Origin of the sequence: Campylobacter concisus (assembly GCF_002165815.1) — a bacterium.
GTDB classification, from domain to species: domain Bacteria; phylum Campylobacterota; class Campylobacteria; order Campylobacterales; family Campylobacteraceae; genus Campylobacter_A; species Campylobacter_A concisus_BH.
Genome location: NZ_NDYN01000004.1, coordinates 160177 through 180749 on the forward strand (window position 1 = coordinate 160177; position 20573 = coordinate 180749).

Below are 20573 nucleotides of genomic sequence, written 5' to 3' on the forward strand. Positions count from 1 at the left end.
CCATTATAGTTAAATTTTCTAAAATCCTGAAGCAAAGACAAAATGCTCGATAAATTCCAAAATCGCCCCAGAAAATAAAAAGGCAAAGACCGTGCCAGCAACGGCAACTCCAACGATCACCTTTAGCGCCATCGAGACGTTTGAGATGTAGATATTTTTATCTTTTACGATAGGCTCTTTTAAAAACATAAAGACGATGAGCTTTAGGTAGTAATAAATGGCAATGGCAGAGTTTATCATGATGATGAGGCTAAGCACGACATAGTCAGACTTTATAAGCGATGAGATAAGCACCATCTTGCCCCAAAATACGCTAAAAGGCGGTATGCCAGCAAGGGCAATCATAAAAATTCCCATTATCACGGCGTAACTTGGCAAAATTTTAATAAGCCCTGAAAATTTCTCATACGGATGTTTAAAACGCTTGTCCCAGCAGACGACGTCGTCGCATCTTGCCACCCAGAGCATAGAAAATGCGCCCAAATTTGCAAACAAAAACATGATCCAGTAAAAAAACAAGGCGACATTTGCCTCGTGAGAATTCGCTACAAGCGCGCAAAGTACGACACCAGCGTGAGCTATCGAACTAAAAGCAAGCATCCTTTTGACGTCCTTTTGCACTAGCGCCATGATGTTTGCAAGGCTCATCGTAAGCACGGCGATGATGTAGAGCATATCTTTTATCCATGAAATTCCAGAGCCCTCAAGCATCGCAAAAATTCTTAACGCGACGATAAATCCCGCAACCTTTGGCACGATCGACATATAGCCTGCTAGCGGGGCATTTGAGCCCTCATAAACATCTGGTATCCATGTGTGAAATGGTATGAGCGAGAGCTTAAAGCCAATGGCTGAAGCGATGAAAACGCAGCCAAGAAGGATTATTAAATTTTGATTTAGACTAAGATCTTTTATGACAACGCCTATGCGAGCGATGTCTATTGAGTTTGTTGCTAGATAAAACATCGCTATCGCCATCGCAAAAAAGCCAGCTGAGAGCGAACCCATCGCGAAGTATTTGATGGCAGCCTCGACGCTTTTTGCCTTGTTGTGAAGAGCGATTAGGGTGTAGAGGCAAAGCGAGCTGATCTCAAGGCCTAAAAAGATGATGAGTAGGTTGTTTGAGCTCACCATAAACAAAAATCCAGCGATCATAAACAAAAATAGCGCGTAATACTCGTAAATTTTATACTCAAAATACTCTTTTGTACTAAGTGCAAGCGGGATGAAAAGTGCTGAGGCGATTAGGATAATGATCTGCGAGATGATAGAAATTCCATCAACCAAGAGCATATCCCAAAAGCTTAGGCTAAGTCCGTTAAAATCAAGCGTAATGCCTAAATTTACAAATATAGCGATGATGCAAAATACGCAGTAGAAATTCCTCGAAAGATCCTTTTTTATCGCTCCAACTATGAGGATAAAAAGCGCAAAAACCATCATGCTAAGCATCGGCGAGAGCGATTGCAGCGAGATCTCGTTTAGGTCTAAAAAGGCTATTTCGTTCATAGTTTGCTCCCGCCGTTTAAAGATGAAATTTTATCTTTTGTGCCGCTATTTACAGCTCTAGTTTGCATTTTGCTTATGATATTTTGCACGCTTGGCTCAAGCGGTTTTAGGATCAAATTTGGTGCGATACCAAGAATGATTATGAGCAAGCAAAGTGGCACAAGAGCGGCTAACTCTTTAAAATTTAGATCTTTTAGCCCCAAATTTTTCTCCTTGCACTCGCCAAAAAATACCCTTTTATAAAGCACCAGCATATAAATAGCGCCCCCGATGATACTAAAGCCACCAAGTAGTGCAAAGAGCTTGTTTAGCTTAAAGACGCCAAGCAAGCTCAAAAACTCGCCTACAAAGCCAATGGTTAGTGGCAGACCGATACTTGCAAGAGTTGCTATAAAAAATATAAGTGCGTATTTTGGCATCACCTTGGCAAGGCCGCCAAATTCGCAAATTTCTTTTGTGTGAGCCCTTTCGTATATGACGCCAACTAGCAAAAATAGCGCGCCACTTACGATGCCGTGGCTTATCATTAAAAATATCGAGCCGCCAAGACCTATTAAATTTAGTGAAAAGATGCCAAGCATGATGACGCCCATGTGTGAAATGGAGCTATAAGCGATCACTTGCTTCATGTCGCTTTGCGCGTAGGCAACAAGGGCTGCGTAGATGATCATTATGATAGCGATGACGCAGACAAAGCCGCTTAAAAGTAGGCTCGCGTCTGGAAAAAGTGGAAGTGAAAATCTCACAAAGCCGTAAGTGCCCATCTTTAAAAGCACGCTAGCAAGCAGCACCGAGCCGATCGTTGGGGCCTGTCCGTGTGCGTAAGGAAGCCACGTGTGAAATGGAAACAGCGGAGTTTTCACGCCAAAAGCGAAGAAAAATGCTAAAAATAGCCAAATTTGAGCATTTTCTCCGATGCCAAGCTTGTACCAATCAAGCAGGTTAAAGCTAAATACGCCGCTTTTTTGGTAGCACAGATAGCCGATAAAGATGATCGCCACTAGCATAAAGACGGAGCCCAAAAATGTGTAGATAAAAAATTTAATCGCAGCGTAAATTCTATTTTTACTGCCAAATGCGCCGATGATGTAAAGAAGCGGTATGAGACTAAGCTCCCAAAAGCTGTAAAATAAAATCATATCAAGCGCGCTAAAGACGCCCATCATCGTACTCTCTAAAAATAGCACGCTAATAACCAGGTGTTTTAAATTTCCATCGTCACTAAGTGCGGCGATAGAGATAAAGCTCATAAATGCGCTAAGGACTATAAGCACAAGCGAAATGGTGTCGATGCCCACAAAATAGCTGATATTTAGGCTTGGTATGAGCGAGACTTGATGCGTTAAAACAAAGTCATAACCCTGAAAATCGACATTTAAGCAGATAAAAATGGCAAGCAAAAGCTCGATTAGCGCAATGCTTGCTCCATAAAATTTGATGCTTTTATTTTCTATCAAAAAGCCAAGTATTGCGCTTATTGCTGGGAAAAATATGATGACACTTAGCATTATTTGGCTCCGTTTAATAAAAATATAAAGCTTAAAAGCAAGGCAAATCCTGCGACCATAAACCTAAGCATGACGCTTAGATCTCCGCTTTGCATCTTGTTTGCAAGATATGCAAATTTAGTAACCAAAAGTGCGACAAAATCGACACTTTGGTCGATTATCATTTCATCAAATTTCTTACAAATTTTAGAGATTAAAGCGTAGCCATTTATAAAAAATTTCTCATAAAATTTTGGTATAAAGTAGGCATTTTGCAAAATTTTATAAACTCTACTTTCGCAAATGCTCTCTTTAAAAATTTCTTTTTTATAAGCAAACACAGCAAAGCCAGCGCTTGCAAGAACTAAGCCAAGTGTTAAAACGAGTAAGAAAATTTCACTGCTGTGAGATAAATTTAGCTTAAAATCACCAAGGCTGTTACTTAAAAACTCACTAAAGTTGCTCCAAAAAAAGCCACTGATGACTGAGAGCACACCAAGTACGCTCATGCCAACAAGCATGTAGCTTTTGGCTTCATGTGCGTGTTCATCACTCTTTGGCCTTGCAAAAAAGACTAGCATGACAAGTCTAAAGCTATAAAATGCCGTAAGCACCGCGCCAAAGAGCAAGACGACCCACAAAATTTGATCTTCACTAAAGGCGACCTCTAAAATTTTATCTTTTGAAAAAAAGCCAGCAAATGGATAAAATCCAGCCAGTGCGCAGCTTGCGATGATAGAAAGTAGTGCTGTTGGCTTCATAAATTTATAAAGTCCGCCCATCTTTTTGATATTTAGCTCATCATTCATCGCGTGCATAACGTTGCCAGCGCATAAAAAGAGAAGCGACTTGAAAAATGCATGCGTGACAAGGTGAAAAAGTGCGATCTTGTAAGCGCCTAGACCAGCCGCTACAAACATATAGCCAAGCTGCGAAAGCGTCGAGTAGGCGACTATCTTTTTAAGGTCATTATGCACTAGCGCGATGCTTGCGGCAAAAATCGCTACAAATGCGCCAAGGCAGGCGATAAAGTGCGATACTTCGGGCACATTTGCAAAGATGAAATTTGCGCGTATGACTAGATAGACGCCAGCTGTTACCATGGTCGCAGCGTGGATGAGTGCAGAAACCGGAGTTGGTCCCTCCATGGCATTTGCAAGCCATGTGTGAAATGGAAACTGCGCGCTTTTACCCATGGCGCCTATAAAAAGAAGTGTGGCGATGATGCCCAAATTTAGCCCAGAAAGGTCGCTTCTAGCGTTAAAAACCTCGCTAAATTTAAGCGAGCCAAAGCTATAAAATATATAAAAGATGCCAACAAGCATGGCAAGATCAGCCACTCTGTTCATCACGAAAGCCTCGTTTGCAGCGACGTTTGCGCTAGGTCTTTTATACCAAAAGCCAATGAGCAGCCACGAGCAAAGTCCAACGCCCTCCCAGCCGATAAAGAGCCCTATGAAGTTATCGCTTGAGACAAGGACGTTCATGCAAAAGACAAAGAGCCCCAAGTAGCTAAAAAAGCGGTTAAAACTCGCGTCATCTCTCATGTAGCCAATGGAGTAGATATGCACGATGCTAGCGACCACGCCCACGGTGCTAAGCATCACAAGGCTGATCGCATCAAGGTAGAAGCTAAAGCTAAGATCGAGCGAGCCTAAGTTTATAAACTCTTTTAGGGTTAAATTTAGTGGCTCATCTACGCTAAGACTAGCCGTTAGCATGAGTGAAGCTGTGGCGCTAACGATCATGAGAAGCGAGCAAAAAAGACCGATAAATAAATTTTTACTACTATGCGAAAAGATACCAGCTATGATGAAGCTAAGAAGCGGGAAAAATAGCGAAATACAAAATAAAATCATCTCTTAGCCTTTCATATTTGTCATCGAATCTAAACTGATACTGCCAGTCTTTTTATACCAAAGCACGAGAAGACCTAGTCCAACAGCGACCTCGCTAGCGGCGATAGCTACTATGAAAAAAGCGATGATCTGCCCAGTTAGGTCAAAGTAGTATTTTGAGATGGCTGCAAGTGCGATGTTTGCTGAGTTTAGTAAAATTTCGCTTGAGAAAAATAGCATTATCAAATTTCTTCTTCTCATTATGCCAACAAGCCCTATGACAAAGACTAGACTTGCTAGGATGAGGTAGTGAGTAAGGCCTATCATAGCATCTCCTCAAATTTGCTTTGCGCGTCTAGGTCTTTATGTATCAAGATGATGCCAGCCACCATCGCCACAAGTAGCATGATAGCGCACATCTCAAAGGCCAGCAGATACTTGCTAAAGAGTAAAATTCCAACCGCTTCGATGTTGCCAAGATTAGCGAGGGTAGAATTTACCACCTCTTGCTTAGCGCTATAGATCGGCGCTAAAAAGATAAATATCAAAAGAAGCGCTATGAAGCTGCTTAGAAGATAGACGATGATCTTTGCTTTTTTGCTACTTTTTGGCTCGCACTCCTTGCTGGTGTCAAAAAACATCATCGCAAATGCGTATAAAACGACCACCGCACCTGTATAGACGACGATTTGCACCACGCCTAAAAACTCAGCCCCAAGCAAGAAAAATATAGCCGAGATAAAAACCATGCCAGCAGCTAGCGCAGAGACCGCATTTAGGGCGTTCTTGCAAAGCACGCTAAAAGAAAAACTAACTAATATAAGGGCGCTAAAAAGATAAAATGCAAAGCTCTCATACATCGCTTGACCCTTTTAAATTTATATCCATCACTTCTGCCTTATCTTCATTTGTAAGCGCATTTGGCGTCTTTTTTACTAGGCTACTAGCATTTTTAGGTAGCGCGCCATAGCCCTCAAACTCAGCTTGATCTTTTAAAAATTTATCATCTGTTAAAAACTCAGCCTTTGTGCCAAAGAGGATTTTGTTTTCACTTGCGACCTCGTACTCTTGTCCGCAAACTATGGCAAGCTCAGGGCAGACATCAGCGCAAAATCCGCAATATACGCATCTGCTTAAATTTATCGTATAGCTTGCGACCTTTTTGCGGCCATCTTCGCCAAGCGAGGTCTTCATCGAGATGCAGTTGCTAACGCAAATTTTCTCGCATAATCCACAGCCTATGCAGCGCTCATTTTCGCTTTCAACAAATTTTAAAAGCCTATGAATCCCCCTATATCTGGCGTTTAGCTCCATCTTTTGCATAGGGTATTTTAGAGTGTGCGACTTGCTAAATAGCATCTGCTTTAGCGTGATCTTTAGCCCCACCAAAAGATCAAGCTTAAAAGTAGCGGCGATAAGGTGCTTAAATTTATCAAATGCCCCTTTTGGCTCTATCTTTTCGTCTATCAAAATATATCTTTTCTCGCTCATTTTACGCCTTAGATAAGTAGTGCAAAGCCGGTGATTACGACATTTAAGATGCCAAGCGGAAGCAAAATTTTCCAGCAAAGCATACTAAGCTGATCGACCCTTAGATGCGGCCACGACGCCCTCGTCCAAAGAAAAAAGAAAAAGACTAGGCTTGATTTTAAGATGATCATTAAAGCACCTGGGATAAATAAAAACTCATTAAAACCACCCAAAAATAGAAGCGTTATGATGATGCTTGCTGCGATCATGTTTGTGTATTCGCCGATAAAAAACATCGCCCATCTCATGCCGCTATACTCGGTGCCATAGCCTGCTACGATCTCGGTCTCGTTTTCTGTTAGACAAAATGGCGTTCTGTTGCACTCCACAAAGCTTGCCATCACGAAAAGCACGAAGGCAAGGGGCTGCTTGAAGATGAGCCAGTTAAAGATGCCTTTTTGGTAGTTATTTATATCAACTAGCGAGAGCGAGCTAGTCACCATGACAACGCTTAAAAGTGCCATGCCAGCGACCACTTCGAAGCTAAGAAGCGCCACGACTGCGCGAGCGGCGCTAATTAGTGCAAATTTATTGTAGCTTGCAAGGCCTGCTGCAAGTGGCGAAAAGACGCAAACTGCTGCCACGCCAGCGATATACAAAACGCCCACGTTTATATCTGCAAGTATCGGTCTAATCGTATGCCCAAAAACTTCAAACTCAGGCAAAAATGGCACCGGTGCAAGCGCTGCAAATGCCGCGATAGCAGAGATTAGAGGGGCTATTAGAAAGATAAATTTATTTGCATTTGCAGGCACGATGTCCTCTTTTGTAAAGAGCTTTATCATGTCAGCCACGATCTGAAGCACGCCAGCAGGCCCCACCATATCAGGTCCCACGCGGCGCTGCATGTAGGCTAGCACCTTTCTCTCAGCGTAGGTCGCAAGCCCTGCGAGGCTAGCCATGACGGCCAAGATGACGACTGCTTTAACAATAGTTGTTATCACAAAAAATAGCATTTCACTCATTCTCTGCCTTTATTATTTTTACGCTAGCAAAACTCTTGCCCTCAAAAATGGCGCTTACATCAAGCTTATCATCGTAGTCGCCAAGATAGGCTGCCACGCCTCCTAGCTCGCTATCAAGCTCCACGCAAATGGCAAGCTTTTGCCCATTTTTTTCTAAAATGACCGCTTCATTTTGTGAAATTTCAAATTTAGCCATAAACTCGCTACTTGCGTAAAGTTTCGCGCGTTTAGCTGTCTGGCTGGCATAGTTTGCAAAAAATGATGGCAGATTTATAGGATTTGCAAGGCTTATTAGCGCTTCGTCCTCTTTTAAATTTAGCTCATTTTGCTCTTTAAAAAGTGGCTCTATGTCCTCTTTTGGCGTGAAATTTGAAATTTCAAGCTTGTAGCCTCTGTGGCTTGTGCCATCATTTGCGTAAAAATTTTCTAAATCATCAAATTTAGCGCCCCTATAGCCCTTCTCTTTTGGCAGCTGCGCAGTATAGTCGATCGTATTTTTAGCCGCTAGCCCAAGTGCATTTGCGATATCGTTTAAGAAGTAGCCATTATGAGCCAAAGCCGCATTTGTCGGTACTACTTCGTTATTTATGCTTGTAAATGTGCCCTCTTGCTGATTTAGCGCACCAGCGTCAAGATCGCCCTCAAAAATGCTAAATTTAAACTCGCCCATTTCGTTATATCCTAGCGTCTTGCCAGGCTTTTTCCCGTGTGAAAGCGTACAAATTTTAGCAACGCCAAGCGAGTTTGTGCGAGGTGGTATCAGCATTACAGCAAAAGGCGTAGCTCTTGCGATCACTCCGGCAAGGGCTGCAAGTAAATTTGCATTTTCATGAGCGTAAAAGTCGCTACCCAAAATGAGCGTAAATTTAGCCTTGCTTTCGCAGAGGGCGGCTACTTCTAAGCCAAAGCTCTCATCAAATTTTTCAACTCTTGCCTGAAGTGCTGCTGGTAAATTTTCGCCCCAGTTCTTAAGGATAAATAGTAAAATTTGCTCCAATTTGCCAGCCTCATGGCTCACACAGGCGAAATTCTTTGAAAATTTCTTTACCACCTCATCGGCGATGTGATGAAAGTAAATTCCACTAGCTTTATTCATTTTTAGGGCGTTATTTAGCTTATAGCTTGTAACTGGGCTCTCGTGGCGCAAGAAGCTACCAGCCGTGATCACAAAGTCGCTATTTTTTAGGCTCTCATAGTCTGCGTTATATGAGCTAAGACCGCTAAATTCGCTAAAAACATTTAAGAAATTTTGAAATTTAAAAGCCTCATCGTTTAGTAAATTTAGGTCAAATTTCTCTCTCAAGCGCTCCAAAATAAGCGCCTCCTCGTTTGTTATGAAGCTATTAAATTTTATATTTTTTATGTTGCCGTTTTTGAAATTTGAGATGAGCTCGTTAAATTTCGCCTCATTTTTGCCTGCTTTTTCGTTGTGAAAGTCGTAGCCAAACCTTGCAGCGCCACTTATCTCACCAAAGTGAAAGTCGTTGCTAACGCGGTAAATTTGCTTGCTTCTATCGCTAGTGCTTTTTTCTTTTACGTCATAAAAAATGAGCTCGCAGTCGCTTTGGTGCGGATTTGCCGCTGGGACAGGGCTTAGCTCCCAGATGTTTGAGCTATACTGAAAATTTGAGCTAACAAGCGCTCCAACAGGGCAGACGCTGATGCACTCGCCGCAAAATGAGCAGTCCAAATTTTCGCCTGCACTTGGGCCAATTAGACTCTTTTGCATCTTGCTAAAGACGGCGTAGGCATCTTTTGGCATGCTCTCTTTTAGCTCTTTTGGCACTTCAATGCCCCTTGGCACCGTTTTTAGCGCGCTCTCGCCGATTTTGTCTTTGCAAACCGTCACGCACCTCTCGCAAACCACGCAAAGGGCTGGGTCGTAGTTTATTAGCCCCCATTTTTTGTGCGGTTTATGAGTGTCCTCTATGGCAAATTTTTGCTCATTTACATTTAGATGCGTTGTCAAATTTTGCAATTCACACTCGCCACTTTTATCGCAAACGCCGCATTGAAGGGGGTGATTGACGCAGTAGGTCTGCATGATCGCATTTCGCTCAGCAGCGATCTCTGGCGTATTTGTGTAAATTTGCATATCCTCTTTGGCTTTGGCGTTGCAGCTATAGACCACTTTGCCGTTTGCTTCGACCATGCAAAGCCTGCAAGCAAGCGTTGGAGAACAGCCGCTAAGGTAGCAAAGCGCAGGGATGTAGATGCCATTTGCTCTTGCGATATTTAGGATGCTCTCGCCCTCGTTTGCCTCTAAAATTTGATCGTTTATGGTGATTTTCATTTGCTAACTACTACTTGTTTAAATGCATATCCATCAAAATTTTTTGCGCCAAGCAGGGCAACCGTGCCTTTTAGCGTTGGATCAAGCCTAAATTTAGCGCTCACGCTAAAGTCTTTTGCCTTTAAATTTAAAATTTCGCCATCCTTTGCCTTTGCCACGATGCCAAACTGCACGCCGCCCACGATCTCGTCGCTTGCGTTTTTGTTTAGATAGACGACCGCTCCGTCAAAATTGTCAAGCTCTCTTAGCTCACCAACTTCGCCGCCTGCTGCAAATTCTCTCACTTCGCCGCCTGCTAAGACGACATTTTTGCCTAAAATTTCAAGCAGCCAAAAGATCGCATCTTTATCTGGATGAGCAAAGAGCGAGTCATCTATGATCACGTTTTTAACGTCCTTTATCCACTCGCCAAGCTCTTCAAACTCCTCCTCGCCCACGTTGCACTCGCCGCTTATCAGCCCGTCATCAAGCTCGTCAAAAAACTCATTTTGCACCAAATTTGCATACTTGCAAAGAAGCGCTAAGACATAGCTTATCGATCCTATCTCGCAGCGGATCAAATTTTTACTGCCAAGCTCGTTATCTTCAAAGCATGAGATGTATTTAAACTCGTGCTCTTTTATCTTTTTTGCTAAATTTTTGTCGCTCAAACTTAGTAAATTTGCGATACTTAGGCTCTTGCCTGCTATTAGATCATTAAATTTCATATCTTGCCCTTTTTTATCGTTAATGCCCAATCAACTTGGTTAAATTTAAGCGAGTTCATCACCTCGCAGTTTAGGTTATAAGCCAAATTTACAGCCTTTGTTACACCGCTGTAATCACCTATCTCAAACAAAAATATCACCACTTCGTCTGGCTCGCTAGCCTTTATCTGCTGCCCAAGAGCACTCAAAAACTCGCCCTTTAGATGCCTAAGATCGACCCTTCTCATCTATCAACCTCGCCTAAGATGATATTTGTGCTGCCTATTATCGCAGCCACATCTGCCACATACTGCCCAACTAGCATATCTTCGTAAATTGCGCAGTGCCAAAAGCTTGGCGTGCGAATTTTTAGGCGATACGGGCTTGCGCTGCCGTCTGAGTTTATATAAATTCCAAGCTCGCCCTTTGGCGACTCACTAGCAAAGTAAATTTCGCCTTTTGGTGGCTTTAACCCCTGAGTTATCAGCACAAAATGCTGCATTAATGAGTAGTTTTGGCTCATTATCTGCTCTTTTGAAGCGCTAACATACTCTGGTGCGTCGGCGATGATAGCAGGGCTACTTGTCTGATACTTGCTAACGCACTGCTTTAAAATTTTCACGCACTCGCGCATCTCTTTCATATAAAGTAGATATCTTGCATAGCAGTCGCCCTTGGTGGCGTAAGGCACGTCAAATTCTAGCTCGTCGTAGATGAGATATGGCTCTTCTTTTCTGATGTCGCGCGCGATGCCACTTGCTCTTAGCATGACGCCAGAGCAGCCGCTACTAAGGGCTAGCTCTTTGCTAACTACGCCCACATCAACAAGCCTTGCTTGCCAAATTCTATTTTCACTTAGTAGATCTTCGTAAAGCGTGATGTCGCTTGGAAATTTCTCGCAAAATTTAAGCAGCTCCTCGCACCAGCCATCAGGCAGATCAAGCGGCACGCCACCGATCCTTATCGAGCTATGAGTTAGCCTTGCGCCGCAGTATTTTTCTATGAGATCAAGGACGTATTCGCGCTCTCTAAATGCGTATAAAAAGACGCTCATTGCCCCCACGTCAAGGGCGTGTGTAGCTAAAAATAAAAGGTGCGAGCTGATGCGGTTTAGCTCCAAAAGCATCACTCTAATGATCTGCGCACGGCGAGGCACTTCTATAGCGCAAAGCTTCTCCACAGCCGCGCAAAATGCGTAGTTATTAGCGCTCGATGCGATGTAATCCACCCTATCAGTCACTGGGATAAACTCCTGATAGGTCATATTTTCAGCCATCTTCTCAACGCCTCGGTGCATGAAGCCAACCTCTGGCATCGCACGCACGACCTTTTCTCCGTCAAGCTCAAGCACAAGCTTTAGCTGACCGTGTGCGCTTGGGTGCTGCGGGCCAAAATTTAGTATCATCTTGCCGTCATTTTGCTCAAATTCTAAATTTTCAAAAAATGGTTTTAAGCGGTTTGGTGCCTGGCTCAAGGTCTTTCCTTTACTATCTGGCTTTGGTTAAATTTAGCCTTTTTGACAAATCTCACGCCGCCTTCTTCTTGATACTCATACTCTTCATTTTCATCAAACACACGTGAAAATCCAAAGGTATCTTTCTCATCGATAAAGGCTGGGTCGCGGTTCTCTTCGCCGATCTGCTCTCTAAATTCACGTCCAAAAATTTTATCCACCTCGTACCATTTAGCAGCCTCGTCGCCAACTAGCGGATAGCTCTTTAAAAGCGGGTGTGAGTGCCAGTCATCAGGCATTATAAGACGCTTTAAATTTGGATGATCTTTGATTAAAACACCGCTTAGATCATACATCTCGCGCTCCGCCCAGTTTGCGCTTTTATAAAGCTCACAAACGCTTTTTAGCATTTCGTCCTTTTTGACAAAGCACTTTGCTCGCGTGCGCCTATTTTTGCTAATACTTAAAAGCTGATAAAAGACCTCGTATCCGCCTTTTTGCGCTATATAATCAATCGCTGCTAGCTCACAAAGCTGCTCGTAGCCAAAGTTTTTTAATGCTTCAAGCGCTTTAAAATTTTCACTAGAATTTACGTAGAGAACAAGTTGGTCAAACTCCACGTAGCTAGATAAAATTTGCACTCCGCTTTGCTCTAAAACAGCCAGCTCTTCGTCAAATTTAGAGCCATTTGCTGCCTCTTTTGGCGTCTGCTTGGCGATATAAAATTTCTCACTGTAGTACTGCTTTTTTTGCAGGTCGTTTTTTGGCTTATACTCTCTCATATATCTAGCTTTCTTGGCTTTTGCGCCCTAAATGCACTTTGTTTTCTTATCTTTTTTTGAAGCATCATAAGTGCGTACTGAAGCGTCTCTGGGCGCGGGGCACAGCCTGGGATATAGATATCAACAGGTATTATGCGATCGACGCCTTGAACGGTTGAGTAGGTGTTAAACATGCCTCCAGTGTTTGCGCAGCTACCCATCGAGATGACCCACTTTGGCTCAGGCATCTGGTCGTAAAGGCGCCTTGTAAATTCAGCGTGCTTTTTAGTTAGCGTGCCAGCTATGATCATCACCTCCGAGTGCCTTGGGCTAGCCCTAAAAATGGTGCCAAACCTGTCAAAGTCATATCTGCTAGCCCCACTTGCCATCATCTCGATCGCACAGCATGCAAGCCCATAGCTAAGCGCCCAAAGCGAGTTGCTCCTGCCCCACTGCACGAGCTTATCAACGGTTGTTAAAACTACTGGCAGGCCGCCATTTGCAGCGTAGTTTATCTGATGCTTTGCCATTTAAAGACTCCTTTTTGCCAAGCGTAAGCAAAGCCGATGAGTAAGATCACTACAAAAAGTAGCATCTCGATGAGCCCAAATAGCCCAAGCAGCCTAAAATCCACCGCCCACGGATACATAAAAATAACCTCAACGTCAAATAAAATAAATAAAATTCCATAAAAAAAGTAGTGGATATTTATCTTATTTGGTTGTTTTACAGTTGTCGGTCCGCACTCGTAAAAGCCCACTTTTAGGCGCTCGGTGTTGCGGTTGGCTAGCTTTTTGCTTATCTTTGAGGATAAAAATGTTATCAAGCTAAACGAACAAGTAGCTAACAAAAGTATGATAAAAGCGCCAAAATAGGTGCTATCAAGCTCTGAGTGTGACATACTTCGCCTTTTTTAATTTTTCAAAATTCTACTAAATTTAAATTTATTTGATCTTGAAATAGCTCAAGAGTAGCGATGTAAATCTCTTTTTGTGTAAAAAATACTCTTATTTTATCTTTTCCACGGCGTCTTTTGCAGCACTTATGCGCTCAGCCTCGTCAAGCTCGCGCACAAAGCCATCTTTTACTAAAATGATCCTAGTTGCCACGTCAAAGTAGCTATCATCGTGGCTTACAGCGATGACGCTCACACCCTTGCTTTGTAAAAACGGCAAAATTTCTTTATAAAATTTACGCTTAAATAGCGGGTCTTGATCGGCCGCCCACTCATCAAGGATAAGGATAGAGCGGCGCTCTAAGATGGCTATTAGCAGGCTTAGGCGCTTTCGCTGACCGGTTGAGAGCTGCGTGGTGCTAAGTTTATTATCAACGACACTTACCTTTTTATCGATCTCAAGCAGGGCCAAGAGCCCCTCTATATCGCTTTGGCTGGCAAAGCCATCACGAGATAGCGTTTGCGAAAATAGATAAAAATCAGCAAAAATAGCGCTTATCTTTGCTTGATAGCTTTGTAAATTTGCATCATCTATCTTTGTGTCATCAAGGTAAATTTCGCCGCTGCTTGGACGGATAAGTCCGCAAAGAATGTTTATAAGCGTGCTTTTGCCGCTGCCATTTTTACCGATGATAAATGTTATCTCACCGCGTTTGATCTCTAAATTTACATCATTTAGGCTAAATTTGCCGTGAGAGTAGTTGAAATTTATATCCTTTAGCCTGATACTTTGCCACTCGTCGCTTAAGCTATCGTCAAATTTAAAGCCTTCTTTAAATTCATTTAAATTTAAACTCATGATCTTCTCTAAACTCACCTTTGCGCTAAGTGCGGCTGGTATGGAGCCAACCATACTCATAAATGAACCTCTTAAAAATAGTATCGTTAGGCTGATACTTAGTGCTGTTTGCAGGCTCGCCCAGCCAAATGCCACGCACAAAAATACGCAAAGCCCAACCGAGCCAAGCAGCATCACGTTTGTGAAATTATCACTTAGTGCGTGAAATACGTCGGCTTTTACCATGCTTTGGCGCTTCTTATCGCCTGTCAAATTTAGCTCATCAAAGCAAATTTGAGCTCTTGCTCTGTTTAGACTAAGCTCTCTATGCCCCTCAACGATGTCGTCGTAGTGCTTTTGCAGCGCGTCATCTTGCACTCTTGAGTCTTTAAAATAAAGATGAATTTTCTTCATAAAAAGCGTGTTTATAAAAAGCGTCACACCGATCCAAACGGCTAGAAATATAAAAACTTTTGGCGCGATCACGCAAAGATAGATGCTAGCGCAGATGATGAAAACTAGGCTTTGTATGAAGCCAGTAGCGCTCATAAAGGCAAATGTGATCGTTTTTATGTCGTTGTTTAGACTTGCTATGATCTTTGCCTTGCCGATCTCGTTTATCACGCTATTTGGCGTGTCTAAAATTTGCTTTACGCTTTGATATCTAAGCTCGTAGATAAATTTATGTCCAAAATTTGTAAGTGAGATGTTTGCAGCGATGGCGCTTAGAAAAAAGAGGAGCAAAACAACTATAAATTTAACCGCTACAAAGGCGTCAAATTCTTTTATATTTACAAGTTCGTTGTTTATAAAAGAGAGCGTCCAGACGCCAAGCCCGCTAAAGGCGAGCGTCAGGATCACTATTTTGATTATTGAAAAAAGATTGCTTTTTATTAAATTTGCAAGCATTACATCGCAGCACGAGGCTGAATGATGTTTTGATCAAATTTTTGCTCGGTATTTTCACTCATTATGCGAAGCACCTTGCTGCGTTTGATCTTCGCGTCATCCTTAAATATCGCGCGCACTTTATCCATGCCAGCATAGAAGTCACGCATAAGCACGACGCAGATGTATTTGCCAAAAAATGTTGGCTTGATAACGCCATTTTCTTCGTAGATCGCATTTACAAGTTTTAGCAAGCTAAGCTCGACAAATAGGTCTTTGTTGATGTTTGCGTTGTTTTGCTCGTTGTAGGTTTTGATATCCACGGCACCGTCAAAAAGCCTTGTTAAAAATGTATATTTTAGTCTCTCTTTTTTGCTAAATGCGCATTTTGCGATGACTGGGCTTTGTCTTTCTTTGACCTTTCTGCCGTAGTCAAGTAGGTTAAAGGCATTTATCACAAGCTGGCCGTTTAAGAAGCTAAACGCTCCGCTACCAACGCCCACGTACTCTAAATTTGAGCCTACATATTCGTCGCGAAGGTCTGCGCTTTTTTCATTTGAAAATGCCCAGGCGTTGCTTTGCCTGTAGCCGCCTTTAGCAAATTCGCTCACGATGATCTCGTAAAATTCGCGCTCATTATCGACGTTTGAGACGCCTAGTGCGCGAGCGATGTTCTCTCTTGTTAGCTCTGATTTCATGAGCGGATAGAAGGTGATTTGCTGCGGAGATATTGATTTTGCAACATTTATGTCGTTTATTAGCTGCTCTTTTGTTTGATTTGGCAGGTTAAAGATGAGATCTAGGCTGATGACTGGTATCTTGCCGATAGCCTGCTCAAGCTTTCTTTTTGTCTCCTCAGCCGAGCCAAATTTCTCGTATCTGCCAACTCTTTTTAAAGTCTCATCATCAAAGCTTTGCACGCCAACGCTTAAGCGGTTGATGAGCCCATCAAAACGGCCTAGACTCTCTGGCGAAATGTGATTTGGGTCGCTCTCTGCTGAGATGTCCTCTATGCTAAAGAGATCTTTTGCGAGTTTTAGCGTTTTTTCAAGCTCTGGCTCGTTTATAAGCGTCGTGCCACCGCCCACATAAAGCGATGTAAAGTCAAAGCCAGCCTCTTTTATCTGCCTCATCTCCTCGCGTAAATTTTCAAAGTAAATTTTCGCAAGCTCCTGCTCGTAGTGGTACTTGTGAAACGAGCAATACGGGCAAAATGTGTGACAAAACGGCACGTGAGCGTAGAGCATGTACTTTTTGTCTTTTTTTGGAGTTTTGGTGTAAGTCGTGTTTAAAATGTCTATGTTAAATTCGTTATATAGCGATTTTTGTATAGAATTATGAGCGTAATTTACAGCAAAACTCTCAACAATATTTTTAAAAATCATAATTAATCGCCTTAAATAAGTTAATTTTAATTTAGTCCATTAGGATAGCCAAATTTTAATAAATTTAGCCTTGCATTAACGTAAATTTTGAGTAAAAAATGCAATCATTTTTTAAATTTTCTATTTTTACAAACCTGCGATTTTTACATATCTAGCTCGCTTTTGCTCTATAAATTTAAGCTTAGCCTACTTACTCTTTTACTCTTGAGATGATCTTGCTCGAGTCAAGCTCAAATTTCACTCCGTCTTTTGTCTGCAAGTAGTAAAATTTACCGATATTACAAAGTGACTTCACGTCATAAATTTTAACCGCCTTTTCATCTATCTCGCAAGGCGTTTGCTCTTTGCCTTTTGTCTCGCAAAGTGAGCTAGGTAGCGCTTTTAACGCACTTTTATCTACAAGCAAAAATTTATAATCCACATCGCCTATGTTAAAGGTTTTTGCTGTGTATTTGATAAACAAAAGCGAGTTTGAAACGATCATAAGTGAAAGAGCAGCGTAAAAAACAAATGAAAAATCCTTTGTCTCTTTGATGCTCGCAACGCCTAGCACAAAAGAAAGCATAAACGAGCAAAAGAGTATCCAAAGTGCCAAAAATCCGCCATCTTTTAAGACGACAACCGAAATGATAAAGAGCAAAAGCATGATAAGCGATAAAAGATAGATGATGAAATTTGATCTATCTTTAAAGAAAACTGCCAAATTTACCCCAGTATAAGAGAGCAAAAGTAGCGATAAAATGGCGCCCCAGCCGTAGTTTAGCTTGAAGGCTGCAAAGGCTAAAATGGCAAATGAGATGAGTGTTAAAAAATAGATGAAATTTGAGCTATAAAAAAATAGAAATTTCGGCTTTTTAAATTTATGTTTTTTATCGTCATTTTGGTAAAGGTAGGAGACAAAGACCAAGATAGCGATCTCAAAAGCCGTCACGGTCGCGGTCGCGCAAAATAGCAAGATACCTGTAAATATCATCTCTGAGCTATCTAAACTCGGAAAATATCGGGTCTCAAAGCCAAAATACAAAAAGTAGCAAAGCATGCTGACGACTGGGACGATGAAATTTGAGTGCTTAAAGAAATTTGTAGCGCACTCTTTTATAAAATTTGCCTTTAAATTTGCCGAGTGCTCACCAAGACGGCTCTCAAAATACGAATTAAAAAGCAGCTCATTTTTTATCTTTTCAAGGCGCTCCTCGTCACTATTTGCTGTGCCTTTATAAATTTCATAGTTTTTGTCTTCAAAATCCTTTATAATCTCATCTTTTATATCCAAAATGACAAGAGTGATCTGCTCTTTTATCTCGCCGAGCCTTTTTGAAACTTCAGCAAAATTTGTCCTATTTAGCCTATCAAAAAGGTCGTTTTCTTCGTTTAAAAGAGTAATCAAACGCGCTTGTTTGCTGCTTCTTATCTCACAGTTTGAAAAATTTGCCTTTAAGAAATTTACAAATTTTCTAGCCTCTTTTACACTCTCTTCTTTTTCATCTAAAATGTCTTGATAACTCAAATTTAAATCCTAAAAATTTACACGAAATGCTATTTAAGTACCTTTGCGATTTCGCTCCAGCCTATTTGCTTAGCAAGTTCAGCTGCGGTTTTGCCACTTTTTGTGCGGGCGTTTTTGCTAGCGCCGTTTTCTAGCAAGAGATTTACGATCGTTAAATTCCCAGCAAGTGCCTCGTGGTGAAGCTGCGTAAAGCCAAGCTCGTCGGTGTCTGTGACCATGCTTGGATGTGCTTTTATATATTTTTCAACCTGATCATGCATGTTTTTGCTCATCGGATGCTCTATCAAATTTTCTGGATGCTCTTTTTGTTCGAAAACTACCAAAATGTCTTTAAAATCGCCAAAGTCAAGCCCCCAAGCCGCATCATGCTCGGCTAGCTCATCTTTTTGCATGCGTGAGCGCATCGCCTGCACGCTAAAGCCACCATAAGCACGTCCGTCTATCGCAAAGAGCCAGTCGCTCATATCGGTAAATTTTGCGCTTATTTGATCGCCAACTTTGACGTTTTGCACGCTATCTGGCTCATTTACGAGCGTGCCATATATCGTTTCGCCGTCAAATTCAACGTCATTTATCCACATGTGCTCGCCCACCTCTTCGCCGTTTACCACGTCTAAGAAGCAAATTTTTACCATCGCATAGTCAAGTCCTGGCACGATCCTTCGGCGCTCCCAGTAAAGCTCACGCCAAAAATACCTAAAGCTCTCACGAGCTTGCTCAAATGCGCGCTGCATGTAGTCTTCGTCGCTACTTACAAAATAGATCGGCATCTGCTCGCCAAGGTCTATTTGCTTACCAAGAATTTTCTCAAAAAAGCCCATTTTTACCCCTTTTTAGAATTTAGATATATCAAATTTAAATAAAACGATAAGGCGATTCACCCACGAACCAGCTAAATTTCACAAATTTAGCCCAGCAACCTACTAAATTTTAATACTAAAACCGTCCGATGGTTTCACGCCAACCTGCAAAATTTCAATACAAAAACTATACGGCAGTTTCGCAAAATTAGGCGAGGCGATTTAAATTTTTGTGACGGGAGTTACCGAGCTGGTAATGACCGAGCAAAAATTTGAATCAACGACGCATAATAAAGCGAAAAATACGTTATTTTAGGTTTTTAAAGCTTATCGGAAGCTCTAGGTTTAGCCCCCTCACCAGCTTTATACACTCCTGCAGATCGTCTATACTTTTGCTTGTCACTCTGATCTCTTCGCCCCTGATCTGTGCGCTCACCTTGATCTTTGAGTCTTTGATCGCTTTGGTGATCTTTTTTGAGTTTTCGCCATCAAGCGTGTCGTTTAGCTTTAGCATCGCTTTTAAATTCCCTCCGCTTGCTGGCTCTCTTTTTGTCTCTGTGATCGCCACTGGTGGGATGTTGCGCTTGATTAGCTTTGAGATCACGATATCTTTTAGCGCGTCGATCTTGTTATCGCTTGAGCTAAGAAGCGTGATAAATTTTTCTTTTTCATTTAGCTCTACCTCAGCCGTAAGACCCTTAAAATCATACCTTGCTGCGATCTCTTTTTTAGCCGTTTCAAGAGCGTTTTTAACCTCCATCATATCGACTTCAGCGCTTATATCAAAGCTGTGTTCAGTTGCCATTTTCTATCCTTTTATAAATTCATCTATATTTTTAACTATGAGTGAGATCAGCCGTTTTCTAGCCTCCAAACTACCCCATGCTACGTGCGGGGTGATGAGTAGATTTTCTTTGTTTTTTACATTTAAAAATGGGCTATTTTTGCTCATTGGCTCGCTTTCTAAAACGTCGGTGCCAAAGCGTAAATTTCTCTCATCTATCGCCCTTGCCATCGCAGCTTCATCCACTATGCCGCCACGTCCTAAATTTAGCACTATCGCCTCATCTTTTAGCAAATTTATCTCGTTTGTGCCTAGCAAATTTCTAGTCTTTTCATTTAGCGGTGCGTGGATGCTGATGATGTCGCTGCTTCTTAGTAGCTCATCTAAGCTTTTTTGCACAAATTCGCTATTTTTATTTGCTCCGCTTGTCGAGTAGTAGCTCACGTTTGCGCCAAATGCACGTGCTGCTGCTGCCACGCCGCGTCCTATCTCGCCAAGTCCGATGATGCCAAACTCTTTGCCAGCGATCTCGCTGATATCTGCGCCAAGATAGGTGAAAATTTCGCTTTTCACCCACTCGCCACTTTTTACGTAGTGATCATAAAATTTGATGCGATTTGTTAGCTCAAAAAGCAAGGCAAACGTGTGCTGCACGACGCTTGCGGTTGAGTAGCCAGCGACGTTTTTAACAGCTATATTTTTAGCTTTTGCATGCTCAAGATCGACATTGTTCATGCCAGTTGCGCTTATGCAGATAAGCTTTAAATTTAGCGCGTCCATTACGGCTTTGTCGATGATGACCTTGTTTGTGATGACGATATCAACGCCCTTTAGACGTGGCACGACCTCATCGCTTTTAGTCTTTTGGTAGCTGATAAACTCGCCAAATTTCTTAAAAACACTAAGATCAACGTTTTCTCCAAGCGTTGCCGCGTCTAAACAAACGATCTTCAT

General features: G+C 42.1%; 20 protein-coding genes. All 20 read right to left on the reverse strand.

Features of this window, described 5'->3' with window-relative positions:
* Positions 1 to 18: 18 nt before the first annotated feature.
* Entirely contained in the window at positions 19 to 1509 is a 1491-nt protein-coding gene (gene nuoN, locus B9N65_RS04810; protein WP_004317979.1) for an NADH-quinone oxidoreductase subunit NuoN, read from the reverse strand.
* Entirely contained in the window at positions 1506 to 3017 is a 1512-nt protein-coding gene (locus B9N65_RS04815) for an NADH-quinone oxidoreductase subunit M (RefSeq protein WP_087583016.1), read from the reverse strand. Before B9N65_RS04815 ends, nuoN begins: the two co-directional genes overlap by 4 nt.
* Positions 3017 to 4855, reverse strand: a complete 1839-nt coding sequence (gene nuoL, locus B9N65_RS04820) for an NADH-quinone oxidoreductase subunit L (protein ID WP_087583017.1) — start codon at positions 4853 to 4855, stop codon at positions 3017 to 3019. Before nuoL ends, B9N65_RS04815 begins: the two co-directional genes overlap by 1 nt.
* 3 nt (positions 4856 to 4858) lie before the next feature.
* Entirely contained in the window at positions 4859 to 5161 is a 303-nt protein-coding gene (gene nuoK / locus B9N65_RS04825) for an NADH-quinone oxidoreductase subunit NuoK (protein ID WP_004317991.1), read from the reverse strand.
* Positions 5158 to 5694, reverse strand: a complete 537-nt coding sequence (locus tag B9N65_RS04830) for an NADH-quinone oxidoreductase subunit J (RefSeq protein WP_087583018.1) — start codon at positions 5692 to 5694, stop codon at positions 5158 to 5160. The genes nuoK and B9N65_RS04830 overlap by 4 nt, the downstream gene beginning before the upstream one ends.
* Entirely contained in the window at positions 5687 to 6325 is a 639-nt protein-coding gene (gene nuoI / locus B9N65_RS04835; RefSeq protein ID WP_087583019.1) for an NADH-quinone oxidoreductase subunit NuoI, read from the reverse strand. The genes B9N65_RS04830 and nuoI overlap by 8 nt, the downstream gene beginning before the upstream one ends.
* Before the next feature lie 8 nt (positions 6326 to 6333).
* Entirely contained in the window at positions 6334 to 7329 is a 996-nt protein-coding gene (gene nuoH / locus B9N65_RS04840) for an NADH-quinone oxidoreductase subunit NuoH (RefSeq protein WP_004318044.1), read from the reverse strand.
* A complete protein-coding gene (locus B9N65_RS04845; RefSeq protein ID WP_087583020.1) occupies positions 7322 to 9622 on the reverse strand; it encodes an NADH-quinone oxidoreductase subunit G in 2301 nt (766 codons plus the stop codon). The genes nuoH and B9N65_RS04845 overlap by 8 nt, the downstream gene beginning before the upstream one ends.
* A complete protein-coding gene (locus tag B9N65_RS04850) occupies positions 9619 to 10329 on the reverse strand; it encodes a hypothetical protein (protein ID WP_087583021.1) in 711 nt (236 codons plus the stop codon). The genes B9N65_RS04845 and B9N65_RS04850 overlap by 4 nt, the downstream gene beginning before the upstream one ends.
* Entirely contained in the window at positions 10326 to 10556 is a 231-nt protein-coding gene (locus B9N65_RS04855; RefSeq protein WP_004317978.1) for an NADH-ubiquinone oxidoreductase subunit E family protein, read from the reverse strand. Before B9N65_RS04855 ends, B9N65_RS04850 begins: the two co-directional genes overlap by 4 nt.
* Positions 10553 to 11782 (reverse strand): NADH dehydrogenase (quinone) subunit D, encoded by a 1230-nt coding sequence (nuoD, locus tag B9N65_RS04860; RefSeq protein ID WP_087583022.1) that lies wholly within the window; start codon positions 11780 to 11782, stop codon positions 10553 to 10555. The genes B9N65_RS04855 and nuoD overlap by 4 nt, the downstream gene beginning before the upstream one ends.
* Positions 11779 to 12543, reverse strand: a complete 765-nt coding sequence (locus B9N65_RS04865) for an NADH-quinone oxidoreductase subunit C (protein ID WP_087583023.1) — start codon at positions 12541 to 12543, stop codon at positions 11779 to 11781. Before B9N65_RS04865 ends, nuoD begins: the two co-directional genes overlap by 4 nt.
* A complete protein-coding gene (locus B9N65_RS04870) occupies positions 12540 to 13052 on the reverse strand; it encodes a NuoB/complex I 20 kDa subunit family protein (protein WP_021083979.1) in 513 nt (170 codons plus the stop codon). The genes B9N65_RS04865 and B9N65_RS04870 overlap by 4 nt, the downstream gene beginning before the upstream one ends.
* Positions 13034 to 13423 (reverse strand): NAD(P)H-quinone oxidoreductase subunit 3, encoded by a 390-nt coding sequence (locus B9N65_RS04875; protein ID WP_087583024.1) that lies wholly within the window; start codon positions 13421 to 13423, stop codon positions 13034 to 13036. The genes B9N65_RS04870 and B9N65_RS04875 overlap by 19 nt, the downstream gene beginning before the upstream one ends.
* Before the next feature lie 106 nt (positions 13424 to 13529).
* Positions 13530 to 15164 (reverse strand): multidrug ABC transporter permease/ATP-binding protein, encoded by a 1635-nt coding sequence (locus B9N65_RS04880; protein ID WP_087583025.1) that lies wholly within the window; start codon positions 15162 to 15164, stop codon positions 13530 to 13532.
* Positions 15164 to 16528: a coproporphyrinogen III oxidase family protein gene (locus tag B9N65_RS04885; protein WP_087583026.1), complete on the reverse strand. Its 1365-nt coding sequence runs from the start codon at positions 16526 to 16528 to the stop codon at positions 15164 to 15166. Before B9N65_RS04885 ends, B9N65_RS04880 begins: the two co-directional genes overlap by 1 nt.
* 190 nt (positions 16529 to 16718) lie before the next feature.
* Positions 16719 to 18035 (reverse strand): hypothetical protein, encoded by a 1317-nt coding sequence (locus B9N65_RS04890; protein WP_087583027.1) that lies wholly within the window; start codon positions 18033 to 18035, stop codon positions 16719 to 16721.
* 29 nt (positions 18036 to 18064) lie between these two features.
* Positions 18065 to 18856, reverse strand: coding sequence for a DUF2314 domain-containing protein (locus B9N65_RS04895; RefSeq protein WP_087583028.1), 792 nt, complete (start codon positions 18854 to 18856; stop codon positions 18065 to 18067).
* 286 nt (positions 18857 to 19142) lie between these two features.
* On the reverse strand, positions 19143 to 19640 hold the full coding sequence (locus tag B9N65_RS04900) for a YajQ family cyclic di-GMP-binding protein (RefSeq protein ID WP_087583029.1): 498 nt from the start codon (positions 19638 to 19640) through the stop codon (positions 19143 to 19145).
* Between the two features lie 3 nt (positions 19641 to 19643).
* Positions 19644 to 20573 (reverse strand): D-2-hydroxyacid dehydrogenase, encoded by a 930-nt coding sequence (locus tag B9N65_RS04905; protein ID WP_087583030.1) that lies wholly within the window; start codon positions 20571 to 20573, stop codon positions 19644 to 19646.